Source organism: Paenibacillus durus ATCC 35681, from assembly GCF_000993825.1.
In the GTDB taxonomy this organism is placed as follows: domain Bacteria; phylum Bacillota; class Bacilli; order Paenibacillales; family Paenibacillaceae; genus Paenibacillus_AQ; species Paenibacillus_AQ durus_B.
Map to the genome: position 1 here is coordinate 3,947,021 of NZ_CP011114.1, position 13,845 is coordinate 3,960,865.

At 48.4% G+C, this 13,845-nt stretch carries 13 protein-coding genes; 5 read left to right on the top strand and 8 right to left on the bottom strand.

Annotated elements, in window-relative coordinates; genetic code table 11:
• Positions 1-20 precede the first annotated feature (20 nt).
• From VK70_RS18405 to VK70_RS18420, 4 genes are all read right to left on the bottom strand, one after another.
• The gene (locus VK70_RS18405) at positions 21-1,373 is read right to left on the bottom strand and encodes a glycoside hydrolase family 172 protein (RefSeq protein WP_025696556.1); all 1,353 of its coding nucleotides are present in this window, start codon (positions 1,371-1,373) and stop codon (positions 21-23) included.
• Between the two features lie 88 nt (positions 1,374-1,461).
• Complete coding sequence (locus VK70_RS18410) at positions 1,462-2,355, bottom strand: carbohydrate ABC transporter permease (protein ID WP_025696559.1); 894 nt, start codon at positions 2,353-2,355, stop codon at positions 1,462-1,464.
• Between the two features lie 12 nt (positions 2,356-2,367).
• Positions 2,368-3,243, bottom strand: coding sequence for a carbohydrate ABC transporter permease (locus tag VK70_RS18415; RefSeq protein WP_025696560.1), 876 nt, complete (start codon positions 3,241-3,243; stop codon positions 2,368-2,370).
• A gap of 179 nt (positions 3,244-3,422) precedes the next feature.
• Entirely contained in the window at positions 3,423-4,727 is a 1,305-nt protein-coding gene (locus VK70_RS18420) for an ABC transporter substrate-binding protein (protein ID WP_025696561.1), read from the bottom strand.
• A 180-nt stretch (positions 4,728-4,907) separates the two neighbouring features.
• Here VK70_RS18420 and VK70_RS18425 point away from each other — a divergent pair, with 180 nt between their 5' ends.
• The 5 genes from VK70_RS18425 to VK70_RS18445 all read left to right on the top strand — a co-directional run bounded on the left by VK70_RS18425 (position 4,908) and on the right by VK70_RS18445 (position 8,857).
• Positions 4,908-5,777 (top strand): helix-turn-helix domain-containing protein, encoded by an 870-nt coding sequence (locus VK70_RS18425; protein WP_025696562.1) that lies wholly within the window; start codon positions 4,908-4,910, stop codon positions 5,775-5,777.
• A 163-nt stretch (positions 5,778-5,940) separates the two neighbouring features.
• On the top strand, positions 5,941-6,852 hold the full coding sequence (locus tag VK70_RS18430; RefSeq protein ID WP_025696564.1) for a decaprenyl-phosphate phosphoribosyltransferase: 912 nt from the start codon (positions 5,941-5,943) through the stop codon (positions 6,850-6,852).
• 22 nt (positions 6,853-6,874) lie between these two features.
• Complete coding sequence (locus tag VK70_RS18435) at positions 6,875-7,213, top strand: EamA family transporter (RefSeq protein ID WP_025696565.1); 339 nt, start codon at positions 6,875-6,877, stop codon at positions 7,211-7,213.
• Positions 7,203-7,523 (top strand): EamA family transporter, encoded by a 321-nt coding sequence (locus tag VK70_RS18440; RefSeq protein ID WP_025696566.1) that lies wholly within the window; start codon positions 7,203-7,205, stop codon positions 7,521-7,523. Before VK70_RS18435 ends, VK70_RS18440 begins: the two co-directional genes overlap by 11 nt.
• A 32-nt stretch (positions 7,524-7,555) precedes the next feature.
• Positions 7,556-8,857: a DUF6080 domain-containing protein gene (locus tag VK70_RS18445; protein ID WP_025696568.1), complete on the top strand. Its 1,302-nt coding sequence runs from the start codon at positions 7,556-7,558 to the stop codon at positions 8,855-8,857.
• Positions 8,858-8,917: 60 nt separating this feature from the next.
• On the opposite strand, the gene VK70_RS18450 is transcribed toward VK70_RS18445, so the two are convergent.
• The 4 genes from VK70_RS18450 to VK70_RS18465 form a co-directional block, all read right to left on the bottom strand.
• A complete protein-coding gene (locus VK70_RS18450; protein ID WP_025696569.1) occupies positions 8,918-10,531 on the bottom strand; it encodes an ABC transporter substrate-binding protein in 1,614 nt (537 codons plus the stop codon).
• A gap of 59 nt (positions 10,532-10,590) precedes the next feature.
• Positions 10,591-11,472 carry a carbohydrate ABC transporter permease gene (locus VK70_RS18455; protein WP_025696570.1) on the bottom strand — a complete coding sequence of 294 codons (882 nt, stop codon included), beginning with the start codon at positions 11,470-11,472 and terminating at the stop codon, positions 10,591-10,593.
• Positions 11,473-11,489: 17 nt separating this feature from the next.
• Positions 11,490-12,347, bottom strand: coding sequence for an ABC transporter permease (locus VK70_RS18460; protein WP_411431709.1), 858 nt, complete (start codon positions 12,345-12,347; stop codon positions 11,490-11,492).
• Between the two features lie 532 nt (positions 12,348-12,879).
• Positions 12,880-13,845, bottom strand: coding sequence for a hypothetical protein (locus VK70_RS18465; protein ID WP_025696574.1), 966 nt, complete (start codon positions 13,843-13,845; stop codon positions 12,880-12,882).

Below are 13,845 nucleotides of genomic sequence, written 5' to 3' on the forward strand. Positions count from 1 at the left end.
GGCTCCGCCCAACCTCTCTTTTATTTAGACAAGAACGAATCGCGCACGCTTTTGCTTTGCAGGATATTGCCTTCGGAATGCCAGGACACCCGGGCTGCTTTTTTCTGAACCTGCTCTTCGCGCCCTTTGGCATAACCGTCCATTCGTTCTTCGGCCAGCCTGTAGGACTCCTCCATCTCTTCGTTCAGGACAGCCTTCTTAAGCTCGCCGGGGCTCGGGAATTGTGGCATCCGCTGAATTCGCTCCTCCACCGGCAGAATGCCGAACGGCTTGGACGGAAGCGTCTGATACCAATATGCGGTCGATGACCAGTCGTCCGACAGGTGGTTGGCATGGCCGTGCTCGATTGTCACCTTAAGGCTCTCCGAGAAATGAACCGGATCGGTGATATGGAACCGGTAAGAGACCTGATAGCCCGGAACATCGCTCTCATGCACAATGGAGCCGTGGAACGGGAACGCATTCTTCTGCATCCCCCAGGCATGGTTGAAATAATCCTCGGCGCCCGTGCCGACGATGCTCGGCAGCTTCTCTCCGTCAATGAAGATCATATCGTCCCCCTCGCCCCACCAGCTTCCCTGGAAATGGGTAACCGAAAGGTTGCAGCCGATATAGTGGCCTTTGCCTTCCGCTTCCAGAATAACGTAGTTGCCCTCACCGTCCAGATTGGCGACCCGGTTGACTTCCGGCGTATTCACCTGAAGATCCGGCCCCCAGCCGTCGCATGGATTCTCGCGGCGCCACTGCGCATGGAAATAAGCGGTATCACCCCCAAGAGGCTGCTTGTACAGCTCATAATCGATATGGAAGTACAAGCCGAACGGCACATCGTTCTCGTTAATGATCTCAATCTTGGCCCGTTTGTTGAACGGCATCGGCAGATAGCAGTTGACCGAAGCCACGCCGCCGAATTTGAACTGCTCCTCCGGTTTCACCGACACGGTGAACGGAAGGGAGGCGAAGTTGCCGGGCATGGAATGGCCGATGCAAAAGAAGTCGCCGTACGGCACAAGCACGCTGGGATGGGCTTGGTCGTCCCAGGTCATGCGGATCAGCACCTTGCGGTACCAGGCCGGATCGGCCGATTCCCAGGTGACGCCGAGCGCGTTGTGAATTTCGTTGACAGGCGCGATATTGCCGCCCCACTCGGGATTCATTACGCTTGGACCGTGCACCCGGCGGCAGAATGAGGTCATCCAGATATGGTTGATGCTACCCGGACCTTCCATATCGCCAAGCACGACGGTGCCGCCAGCCGGAATCATCCAATAGTCCTGATTTCGCCCGTCCTGATCCCAACTGGATACGCGGGCTGAGCGCACCTCCTTCACCTGGGTTAAATTTCCGAGTAAGTTCAACGATTGAGTATGCATGCGTAATTTCTCCTTTGCGATAAATAATTTTTCTATTTAAAATGAGTTATTGCCGCAGGTTGTCGGCACGTACCCGTCAGGCTGCCGGTTAGCCCTTCACGGCCCCGGCCGTCATGCCTTCGATAATGAATCTTTGAAAGACGGCGAAGAACACCAGCTGCGGGATAATGAGCAGCGTGCTTGCCGCAATGATGCCGCCGTAATCAATGTTGAAGCGGCCCTTGAACTGGGAAATGCCAAGCGAGATCGTGGTCATCGTCTCATCGCTGATTAAGGTGACCGCAAACGGGAACTCATTCCAGATATACAGCATGTTAAAAATGAACACCGTGGCGACCACCGGCATAATAATCGGGAATACGACCGACCTGCCTAGCGTAAAGAGACCGCAGCCGTCGATAATCGCCGCTTCCTCGACCTCTCTTGGAAATCCGCGGAGAAAGCCGGTAAACAGCAGCGTATTGAAAGAAATCGAAGTCGCTATATAGGGAATGATCAGCGAAGCGTACGTATTGAGCAGCCCGAAGGATAGGGTCAGCCGGTATACCGGGAACAGCAGGATGAACGCAGGGATGGCTAATCCCGCCAGCAGCAGCGCGGTCAAGGACCGTCTCAATCGTTCGGAACGGAATACCATACGCGTCAAGGCATAGGAGCTCATAAACGTAATCAAGACTTCAATCACGATGGTGATGACGGCAATAATGAACGTATTTTTATACAGCAGTCCCATATTCAGCGTCGTAAGCGCCCGCTCATAATTGTCAAAGCTCAGCGTCTCGGGCAGGCTGAACGGATTATTTAGAATGTCGCTGTTCGTCTTGAACGACAGCAGAATCATCCACAGGAAAGGAAACAACACCAGCAGGGTGATGATGTAAGCCAATATCGTAATGCCCGCATTGCCGCTTAAACGCCCCTTTTTCATACGTTTCGCTTCCTTTACAACAGAGCTTGCCGTAGCACCGGATATAGAATTCATCTGGCTCTCCCCCTATTCCTCAATGCTCTTTCTGCTCAAGCTCATGTAGACCAGGGAAAAGATCAAGGTCAGCAGAAAGGTAACGGTGGCGATGGCCATGCCGTAGCCATACTCGCCCGAGGTAAAGGTTACATTGTACATGTAGGTAACCATGACCTCGGATAGATGGTTGGGTCCTCCGTTCGTCAGCAGCAGCACAGTTTCAAAGATTTTGAATACGCCTGTAATAATCAGAATGACATTAATTTTGACTGTTTCGTTCATCATCGGAATGGTGATCCGGAACATCTGCTGGACCTTGTTCGCTCCGTCCATGGAGCTGGATTCGTAGACATCCCTTGGAATCATCTTGAGTCCGGCCAGGAAGATGGTTGCCAGAAATCCGATCATCTGCCAAGTAAATACAATACCGATGGAATATGGAGTTAAGGTCTTCCCCCCAATCCACGACTGAGCCAACTGCCCGAGTCCCAGCTTGGTCAAAATCACGTTGATCATCCCCATCTGCGGGTCGAGAATAAACACCCAGATAAGGCCCACCAGGATCGGAGCGACAATGCTGGGGGCAAAATTCAGCGCTTTTACAGCGTTGCCTCCTTTAACCTTTACGTTAAGCAGCAAGGCGAGCAGGAAAGCTCCCGGCAGGAGCAGCAGCATGGCGACAGCCAGAACAATCAGCGTATTCTTTAGCGATATCCAGAACAGAGAATCATTCAAAAGCCTGTTGAAATTATCCAATCCGATAAATCTCGCCGCGCCGATTCCCGTATACTCAGTCAGACTATAATAGAAGGAAATCAGTACGGGCATGATGATGTATCCCAGATAGACAATCAGTGTGGGGATCAGCATGAAAAAAATGGTTCTTCGTTTGCTAAGCCAGATCATTTCTTTCTCCCCCAAACCTGTAAAATGGCCTCGGATCGCATGGAGCTTGCCGCTGCAAGAAGCAAGAGGATCAGCGTACCGAGAGCAAAGCTTCCAATCATGATAACAACCGCCTTTCCGAAGGTTTGGATTGGCTGCCGCCCAACACCTGAGTACCTGGCGGCAGCCGATGCTTCCTGTTACTTCGCCACTTTCTGGTCGATCAGATCCAGCGCTTGTTCCGGTTTGTAAATGCCGTTGATGACGCCATAAATGCTGTCGTTAAGCTGATTGGCTACCGCCTCGCTCACTACCAGGTCGGGCTGCGCCTTTGCCCGCTCCCAGCCCGGCTCATTCAGCTTATTGATCACTTCCGCGTATACCGGATATTTCGCCTTGTCCACAGTTCCCGTATACTTCACGACCGGCGGCGCCTCGTTCTCGGCCATCACCGCTGCGCCCTCCTGGCTGTAAAAGAAAGCGAAGAACTTCTGAACCGCGTCATACTTGGCCGGGTCATCCTTCACTTTCGCGCTTGCAACTAGCGGAGCCGCGGCGACTGCCATGGCAATCTTCTGGTTGCCGACGCCGTTGGAGAAGGTTGGGCCCCAGGAGAAGCCGGCCGTCTTGGCAATCGGACTGCCTTCAATCTTCTTCGTTTCCCACACGCCTGCATCCAGCATCGCCGCTTTCCCCGCCGTGAACATTTCGACCGCCTGAAAATACGACAGCGTCGAGACATTTTCCGGGAATGCCCCGTTCACCCGCAGCTCGTCAATCTTGTTGAACAGCTTCAAAAAGTCGGGATTGTTGAATTTTTCTTTACCGCTCTCAATGTCGGCGATTTTGTCAAAGAATCCATACCGGGTCAGCATGCCGAGGAAAGCCCATGTGCTGAACGTATCCTTTGAGCCCTTCGCAATGGTAACGACGTTGTTCGCTTTGAACACTTTTGCCGCCGCCAGCAGTTCCTCATACGTCTCCGGTACTTTGACTTTGTATTGATCGAACAACGCCTTGTTGTACCATAACCCGGTTACAAGCGCTTGGTAAGGTAGTCCGAACTGCTTGCCCCCATCCTGGTAATCGCTCACCATTTGGGAATCAATGCCTGCGGTAATCTCCGGATTGCTCTTCAGGAAATCGGTCAAGTCGAGCAGCAATCCCGCCTGATTCATTTCCTTGGCCGGAGCCGGCAGCATCCAGAAAATGTCCGGAAGATTACCCGACTGGGACATCATTTTCATTTTCTTGACATGCTCCTGAGTTTCCGCACCCGTAAGATCGATCTTGATATCAGGGTATTTCTCCTGGAACTTTTGAATGATGCCATACATATAAGGCTCTTGTTCCTTGACGTTGGCTACGTGCATGGCGATCGATAAAGTGACCGGACCCGTCTCGGATGAAGCGTTTTCATTTTTAGGGGCGTTATTGCTGCCGCAAGCTGCCAAACTGAGAATCAACAAACATGCCATCAGAATAATCGAAAATCTGTTCTTCATGGTTTGCATGTCCCCCTCTGTATCGTTATTCTTCAAGATGGCAAATATTGCTTATGCCTTTGAAGTACATCTTTATCGTAACCCTATTTTTAGGCCGCGTATTTAGCATAGCTTATTTTTTATTTATCATTTCTTGCTTTTGTGATACGCTTTCATTATAGGGGAAAGGAGTTGATCATCATGATTCTGCACCAAATTTCGCCTTACATTCGTGTAGCGATGGATAATATTGTCGAAGGTTCCTGGGTTATCAAAGAGAGGCAATTGTTCGATTATGAGCTGCTGTACATTATGGAGGGCAAGGTGATCGTAACGATCGAGGATGCGGTCTATGAAGGCGTTCGCGGCGACATTTTTCTGTTCCGGCCGAAGCAGCGGCATAAAATCAAGAAGGTCGGCAAACAGCGCCTCCGCCAGCCCCATATCCATTTTGACTTCTTTTATACGGAGGACAGCGAGAAGGTGAAGGTGTCGTTCCGGCCGATTGAAGAAATCGAGCCCGAGGAATTGGCTTATTTCCGCCCGGATATTATCGATGAGATGCCCGTTCCTTTATCCAGCCACCTCCGGCTGAAGAATCCGGTGTTTATTGAAAAAATGCTGCTCGACATCATCTACGAATATGAAACGAAAATGCCTTTTTACGAGTTCAAAGTCAAAGGATTGTTCATTCAGCTGTGGACTCAACTGCTGCGCGAAAATTACTGGAGCCTGAACTCCCATGTCGAAACCAACATGCATGCCCTGATGCATATTAAACAATATCTAATGCACAATACGAACCGCAAAGTCAGCCTGGATGAAATCGCAAGAATGTCCGGAATCAGCAAGCACTATCTGGTCCGCCTGTTTCAGCAGGCTTTCGGCATGAGTCCCATCCAGTATCATCAGCTCATGCGCGCGCACGCGGCCCGGCATATGATCCAGTTCACCGCTGACCCGCTGACCATCATCGCCGAGAACATGGGATTTTCCAGCATTCACGCGTTCAGCCGATTTTTCAAAACCGTCGAAGGCAAGAGCCCTTCTTATTACCGGCGGAAAGGCTAGTACTGTCATCGTTGTTTTTGGGAAGTGTTACATTTTTCGCTAACTTTCAATCAATTTAGTGAAAAAACTGATAGAACAGATCGAAATATGCTATAATAAATGGAATTTAATCACTATTTTTCTTGTGAAAATAAGCTATTCTATTATCTAGGAGGCCCTTTTTGTGCAGTCCCCGCTAAATGAATTTGTCAATACACCTGTGCTTCACAAGCAGCTACCCCTGCTTCTCTTCAAGCAGCTCCGTCCCAACCAGTGGACCAAAAACCTGCTAGTGTTCGCCGCCCCCCTGTTCTCTTTCGAAACGGTCACTCCCGCAGTCATGATCAACAGTCTTGCCGGCTTCTTGCTCCTATGCTTCGTGTCAGGATGCGTATATATCGTGAATGACTACATCGACAGGGACGCTGACCGGAACCACCCCGTCAAGCGTTACCGTCCGATGGCTTCCGGAGAACTGCATCCGCAAATGGCTCTAGCCTTCGGAGCGCTGATTATGGCCGGTTCGCTCGCACTGTCTTACTTGTTGAATCCTTTGTTTACGCTTCTGCTCGCTATTTACTTTGGCATAAATGTTGCTTATTCCATCCGGCTCAAGCATGTCGTCATCATTGATATCATGATTATTGCGGCAGGATTTGTATTGCGCGCCATTGCGGGCGGATTGGTTATACACGTCCCGTTCACCCCCTGGTTTCTGCTATGTACGATGCTCCTCTCTCTGTTCCTCGCTATCGGGAAAAGACGGCATGAGCTTTTTTTGCTGCAAAATGACAAGGGGTCTCACCGTAAGGTGTTGGAGCGGTATTCCTACGAACTGCTGGATCAATTAAGCGGCATCGTGACGACGGCCACCATTATCAGCTATTCGCTATTTACGTTTACGTCCGGTCGCACCATTCATCTCATGTGGACGATTCCGCTTGTCATCTACGGCATGTTCCGGTACTTGTATCTGATCCACGTGGAGAAAAAAGGCGGGGCCCCCGACAAGGTACTATTTGAGGACCGCCACATTCTGATCACGGTCATTCTCTATGTGGTCAGCATCGTCGCCATTCTGGCTTACTTTGAATAATATTAGGTTGCGAGGGATGTACATGGAGTTTCTGAAGACGGGAAATTCCCGGCACATCGGCAAATGGCTCATGATTGTTTCCGCTTGTTTAACGGCAACCGGACAACTGTTCTGGAAGTGGGGACACAGCGACATTCTCTTTATGGCTCTGGGCTTTGCCTGCTACGGGCTCGGGGCGGTCTTCATGATTCAATCGTTGGCGCGGGTAAAGCTGTCTGTGGCCTATCCGCTTATGAGCATTAGCTATATTGTCGCGTTAATTTACGGGGATATGTTTCTGGGCGAACCGATTACGCTAAGGAAGTTGGCGGCCGTCATACTTCTCGGGATCGGGGTGACTTTAACCTCCTATGAAAAATGAACCGCTGCTCTATGTGCTCCTCCTAGTGATGACGCTGTTCGGTTCGCTCGGCAGTGTGTTCTTCAAAGGATTCACTTCAAGGAAGCGCTATTCCCTGATGTTCTTTGGCTTCGCTTCATACGGGATCGGCGCACTCCTGAACATTTACTTGCTGGGCAAGCTTCAATATACACTTGTCATGCCGGCCAACGCTCTTACCTTTCTTTGGGCGCTTCTGTTTGCAAAGGTCTTTTTCAAAGAGACGATCAGCATCCTGAAAATTGCCGGCGTCGTCTTTATTATTTCCGGCCTGCTTCTCCTCCTGTGGTAAAAAATAATACGTGTCGAGATTGGTGGTTGAATATGTCTTTTTACAGCTATTATTTTCGCAACAAGAAGGATAACCGCATAGCAGCGGCCCTTTGGCTCGTTTTTTTTGTGGGGTACATACTTGTTAATATGCCTTACGTTCAGTACATAAAAGAGAATGCCGATATGCTGGGTGCCGTCAGTCCATTTTACAGCGCTCCCTTTACTCTGAACTTGTTTAACTTTGACCCTTCCATGGAATACGGCAGCTCCGCGGCATCCGTCATTCACCCTTTATACAACTTCCTGACCGCTCCGTTCACCGATTTGTCCGCCCATTGGCTCGGAAATTCCCTTTTCCTCCTGCTGCAATCGGCCATAAATGCGTTCACCGCTGTTCTTATTTTTTTTATTCTGCGTAAAAGCGGAGCAAATCTATGGATATCCATTCTTTTTTCCGTTTTTTTCGGCGTTAGCTCATACAGCCTCTTTTCTGCGTTCATTCCGGATTCTTATCCCTATGCCCAGCTCGTGATTGTATTATCTGCCGCCTATTTGCAGAAAGGGCGTGACTTGGCCTCATTCCCGGTATTGACCGGAGCCTTCCTGACGCTGATTAACTTCGGGATCACGGCCACAAATCTGATTACCTTCACCGGTGCGCTGTTTATCAGTATGTTTAATCCCGGACACATGAAAAAGACTTTAACGCGGTTTGCGCTCATTATGGCCGGTTCCCTGCTGCTGCTCATTGCATTCACAGGTCTGCAGTATGTTGTATTTTCCGGAAAAACATGGATATCAGACCTTGCTGGAGGTATGTCAAACGGGGCATTGCGTTATGTCGCGCCTTTTTCATTCGCCCAGAACTCTGGCGTATTTCACATGCTGGCGGTCAACCCGGTGCTTACGCCGAATATCACCTTGATTGATCCCGGAATCGTCGCCTTTGGCACGGACGTAAACAAGCCTTATCCGCTTTATGTCCATGCTGCGGGCCTCGGACTGATCGCCCTGGCTGTACTCGGTTGGATTAGAGGCATCCGCACCCGGGAGGCGTGGTCTTTGGCCGTATATATTCTTTTTGCCTTTTGGCTGCACATCATCCGCGGCTTCGGCCTGGCTACGTACAAGTATGACTTGTATTTGTATGCCGGTCATTTTCTGTTTGCTTTCTTTCTTCTAGCAGCCGGATTTGTGAGAGACGCAGTGAACCGTACCTTACAAACGATACTAATCGTTCTCGTCAGCCTACTGGTTCTTACGACACTGGTTAACAATATCGTGAAGCATCTTTCCGCTTTGGATTACATCCAATCGGCTTATACCGAAGTTATAACCACATCCGGCAAATAATAGCAAAAGGCCGTGTTCAGCAGCATAACTGCATGGAACACGGCCTCTACCGTCTATCGTTTATTTTTTCGTAGCTCTGTCATAACCGTCCTGTTTGATCTTCAGCCATTCATCCAAACCGAGGCGTTTCAGTTCTTTCTGGTAATCTCCCCACTGCTCATTCACTTTGCCGTTCTGGTACCATTCTGTACGCATTCTGAGGACATAGGCGAACAGGTCGGCTTCAATCGTCGTGAGGCGGTCAAGCTCTTCAATCGAGTTGAATACGCTTGGCATTACGTTTTCCTCTTTCATGTGCGGGGCCATGATCTTCTTGATGATATCCATTCGGCCTTTGGCGTCATCCGGCACGGTCGTGTACTTGCCATAGTAGGAATTAAGAACAGCCAGCGGTCCGCCGATGCTCGTTTTTTCGCGAAGTTCAACGGGAGCCGCGCCTTCGAGCGGTAGATGCTTCAGCATGCCTTTGGCTTCATCAAATTCAAAGATGTTCTGCTGCTTGGTGTCCCCATAGGTTCCCCAGTTGTCCTGCACGGACTGAACCGGATCATACAGCTGATCGACCCATTTTGCAGTCGCTTCCAGGTTTTTATTCGCGCTTGTAACAACCATTTTGCCACGGGCAAGACCAAGACCGTTGGTACGGGCTACGTTAATTTGACCATCGGGTCCTGCGAGCGGCGGCAATACTTGATAAGACTCGGTTGCTCCGGAGATGTTGGCTTTATCCCAAGAGAAGTAAAGACCGTATCTCTGCGCCTTCCCTTTAGCCAGGTAAGTGCTCCAATCCTGTGTATACGCTTCCACATCAATCAGGCCTTCTTTATACAGCTCATTGATATAGGAAACACCGTTTTTATAGCCTTCATCCGCCGGCGCAAAGATCACTTTGCCATCATTGCTTACAATCGCATGGTCCGGATTCTCGCCTTCTCCGAAAGCGGCAAAGAGGTAAGTCAGATCCTCCGCACCCGGCTTGTTAATAAAGGACAACGGAATTTCATCCGCCTGACCGTTGCCGTTCGGGTCTTGTGTCTTGAACGCGATCAGTACTTTCTTCAGTTCTTCCGTTGTTGTCGGCATTTTCAGCCCAAGCTTCTTGAGCCAATCCACATTGATCCAAGGCATGCTGTCTACAGCTTGAATTCGTTCTTTGCCTTCACCCAGCTCTTCAATCCATGGAAATCCATAAATGTTGCCGTCCGGCGCCGTAATCATGGCCTTGTATTCAGGGGCTTCTTCCAGCACTTTTTTTAAGTTGGGCATATGCTTGTCGATCAGATCATTCAGCGGAATGAGGGTGCCGTTTTTAGCGAGCTTGAGCAGCTCGTAATCGCTGTAGTCCGCATTGAAAATCGCATCGGGAAGATCGCCGCCTGCAACCGCCAGATTTCTTTTTTCCACAAACACATCTTTGGTGAAGTTTTTCCAATTAATATGAACATTTGTTTTTTCTTCGAGACGTTTATTGATCAGCTTTTCATTGGGATCGGCTGGTGCAAGTGGTGAGCTTTGCGTAATAAAATTCAGGGTTATTTTACCGTTGGGATCTTGTTTTTCACTCGCCGCACTCCCTCCCCCTCCGCTGCTGCATGCAGTAAGGATTACGAGAGAAGCAAGTACAGAGACGGAAGCTGCTTTTGCTAAAACTTTTGATTTTTTTAATCTTTTCATAGCATATGACCTCCAAATTAGGATGAATGAAAATATTCCATCTATGTGCAGTTCGTTTCCTATTTAAGGGAACCGACCATGACACCCTTTTCAAAATACTTTTGAAAGAACGGATACATCACCAGGAGAGGCAAACTGGACACAACAATCGCCGCATACTTGATGATTTCAGACAATTTTTTCATTTCCGCCATGGCGAGCTGATCACTGATCATGCTTGGATCTACCTGATTCTGAATCAGGATGGAACGCAGAACGAGCTGCAGCGGGTGAAGGCTCGGATTATCTAAATAGATCATGGCATCAAAGTAGGAATTCCACTGGCCGACAAAGGCATACAGAGCAAGTACGAAGATGATGGGTTTGGAGAGCGGTAGCACAACGCTGAGGAATATCTTCATCTCCGACGCCCCGTCCACATTGGCTGCTTCCCTCAGTTCTTTGGGTACTCCTTTGAAGAAGGTTCTGGACAAAATAATGTTCCATATGTTGACCGCTCCGGGGATAATCACAGCCCACACCGTATTAAGCAGCCCCAGATTCTTGACCAGCAGGTATGTTGGAACAAGTCCTCCTCCAAAAAACATCGTAATGAGGAACAATGTCATAAATAAGCTTCTTCCCTTTAGCCTGTCATCCGACAAGGCATATCCTGCGCAAATAGAGACCATAACGGTAAGAATAGCAAATGCAGAGGCGTAAAATACAGCGTTTCCAAAACCTCGTATCATGGCTGGATTGGTCAGAATCTTTTTGTATCCCTCCAATGACCAGTCCGAGATGTTAAACGATAATCCATGGTTGAGCAGTACCGACGGGTCCATGAAGGAAGCGATGACCACATAAATGAGCGGAAGAACGACCATCAGTACGGCCAGAATCAAAAAGGTAGAGTTCAGCGCGAGAATAAGACGGTCCAGCCGGGAATGTTTGATGAACATGACTTGTGACTCCTTTCTTAGTAAAGACCTTCACCCTCATTTAGTTTCTTCACAATAAAGTTAACCGTGACGAGCAAGATAACGTTGATAACTGAGTTAAACAACCCTACTGCGGATGAGTATGCGTAGTCGCCGGCCTGTAAACCGATCTTGTAAACGTAAGTCGGAATAATCTCCGCTGTCGGCAGGTTCGTTGCCGTTTGCATTAAGTAAGCCTTTTCAAAACCAATCGACATAATGTTGCCCGCTGCAAGGATAAATACAATGGCCATAATCGGGCGAATGATTGGGAGATCAATATGACGGATTCTTTGAAGAAGATTAGCGCCATCCAGATTTGCCGCATTATGCAGCTCGGGATCAACGTTGGCAAGAGCGGCTACATAGATAATTGAAGCCCAGCCCGCACCCGTCCAAATATCCGAAAGAATATAAATCCAGCGGAAATACTCCGGTTTGGACATGAACATAATCGGTTCATTGGTAATCAAGCTAAACAGCTGGTTGATCGGTCCTGTCGGGGACAAGAAGATAAACAGCATCCCAACCACAACGACAACGGAAATGAAATTAGGGGCATACAATAACAATTGAATGTTCTTTTTGACTCCAGCCCTACGCACCTGATTCAACATCAAAGCAAGCAGGATGGGGACGGGAAAGCCCAAAATCAAACCAAAAAGACTTAATTTAAGCGTATTCATAAATATAACTGTAAAATTAGGAGAAGATAGGAATTTCTCGAAGTTATGCAAACCTACCCATTCACTTCCCATAATTCCTTTGATCGGGCTGAAATCTTTAAAGGCGATAATTGCTCCATACATAGGACCGTATTTAAAAATCAGGGTCAGGATTAGAGCCGGTGCGAGCATTAAATAAAGAAAGTAATGCTTCTTCAAATATTCAAACGTGTTGCTCTTTTGTCTTATCACCGTTTTTTTTCTGTAATCCACTTGTACTGAGTTCTGCATTGCCTTTACCTCCATTCTTGTACAATTTTATATTTCAATGCAGTAAGAGAACAAAAGAAAGGGCTTTCATTAACACTTATTTCCTTCTGCATTTACAATTTATCAAAGACTTCAGCGTGCGTCAATACATTTTGTAAAAAATAAATTGTTCATTTGCCAATTAAAACGTTTATTAAAAAGCGCAATTTTCTTCGTTAAAATGCAAAAAATGCAATATTTTATCTAAATTAATCTATTAAATCCTCTTGGTATCTCCGAAACTAGCAGAAAAAATAAGAATGTTTTGCACACTAAAACGAAATAAAATGTAAACTAAATTGTGCATTTGTGAAATTCAAAATCTCCGGTTAATAAGCCCGATAAAATAACCTGCCGCACCACATGGCTTAGCCTTCTTACGGCATTCACGCTTGCAGTTTGCAGCAGGTTATTGTTAACCCGGATTCTTGAGTTCCGAGCCATTGTTATATTCATTGTTCAAATACGGACGGATCGCCGATTCCAATTCGTTTTCATTGTCCAATGACAAGCTTGCATTTCCAATCAATTTCCAACTTTCCGTATGCGATACCGTCTCCCGCGGCGCTACGATCTTTAATTCACCCAGCGTCTCCAATTCCAGAAAAAGATGATTCGTACAGCATTCAAACGAAACTCCATAATCCGGATAAACCGCATGAACGTTGTGCTGGTAGCTTTTGATAAATAAATGGCCCTTGTTGTAATAGGCGGCCCAGCCCTCATCATTATTGGTTCCGAATTTAAAAGGTTTCGCTGTTGCATCCTGCTGCAGCAGGATATAATGCTCCCCCCAATAGACACGGTGGTCATTCATTTGACTTTTGGGCCATAAAGCGAGCACACGATTTGGAAGTTCGAGCGTCTCTCGTTTCGCCTGGGGAATGATCGCTTTACCGCCCTCAGCCATGACCGACAAGGCCCAGGGAGCAAAGGTGACCGGCCAGGCCCCCGTATTGGTAATACGATGATTAATCGTAACTTCGCCGCTTTCGGGATTCATCTGCACCTCAATCTCTTTTTGCACATGGGTCCAGGTTTCCGCATCAGGGGTCAGCACAATGCCATTTCCGGCCGTTCGCCACCGCACGGGTCCATTATCCGGGTATGTCGTTCGGGGGACAGACTCCGGGCTCGTCCACAGCCGGTGTCCTCCGTAAATATGCCATTCGCCTCCGCCGACAACCGAGAAATCCCCGCCTGCTTCTTTAAACTGCCGCTCGGTATCTTCAAAGAATACATTACCGCCGCCAGTAAAGCCGAAGCGGATAATTCTCGGTCCGAACTCTACCGTTGCGACGAGGCTTATCGTGCCGTTTGTAACTTCCACACATTTTCCATAGTTCCTATAAATAATGGGCCGCACGCATAGCTCTGCCAT

Coding starts and splice junctions, on each gene's coding strand:
- VK70_RS18405 (WP_025696556.1), bottom strand. CDS start 1,373: ATGCATACTCAATCGTTGAACTTACTCGGAAATTTAACCCAGGTGAAG.
- VK70_RS18410 (WP_025696559.1), bottom strand. CDS start 2,355: ATGAATTCTATATCCGGTGCTACGGCAAGCTCTGTTGTAAAGGAAGCG.
- VK70_RS18415 (WP_025696560.1), bottom strand. CDS start 3,243: ATGATCTGGCTTAGCAAACGAAGAACCATTTTTTTCATGCTGATCCCC.
- VK70_RS18420 (WP_025696561.1), bottom strand. CDS start 4,727: ATGAAGAACAGATTTTCGATTATTCTGATGGCATGTTTGTTGATTCTC.
- VK70_RS18425 (WP_025696562.1), top strand. CDS start 4,908: ATGATTCTGCACCAAATTTCGCCTTACATTCGTGTAGCGATGGATAAT.
- VK70_RS18435 (WP_025696565.1), top strand. CDS start 6,875: ATGGAGTTTCTGAAGACGGGAAATTCCCGGCACATCGGCAAATGGCTC.
- VK70_RS18440 (WP_025696566.1), top strand. CDS start 7,203: ATGAAAAATGAACCGCTGCTCTATGTGCTCCTCCTAGTGATGACGCTG.
- VK70_RS18445 (WP_025696568.1), top strand. CDS start 7,556: ATGTCTTTTTACAGCTATTATTTTCGCAACAAGAAGGATAACCGCATA.
- VK70_RS18450 (WP_025696569.1), bottom strand. CDS start 10,531: ATGAAAAGATTAAAAAAATCAAAAGTTTTAGCAAAAGCAGCTTCCGTC.
- VK70_RS18455 (WP_025696570.1), bottom strand. CDS start 11,472: ATGTTCATCAAACATTCCCGGCTGGACCGTCTTATTCTCGCGCTGAAC.
- VK70_RS18460 (WP_411431709.1), bottom strand. CDS start 12,347: ATGCTCGCACCGGCTCTAATCCTGACCCTGATTTTTAAATACGGTCCT.
- VK70_RS18465 (WP_025696574.1), bottom strand. CDS start 13,845: ATGGCAGAGCTATGCGTGCGGCCCATTATTTATAGGAACTATGGAAAA.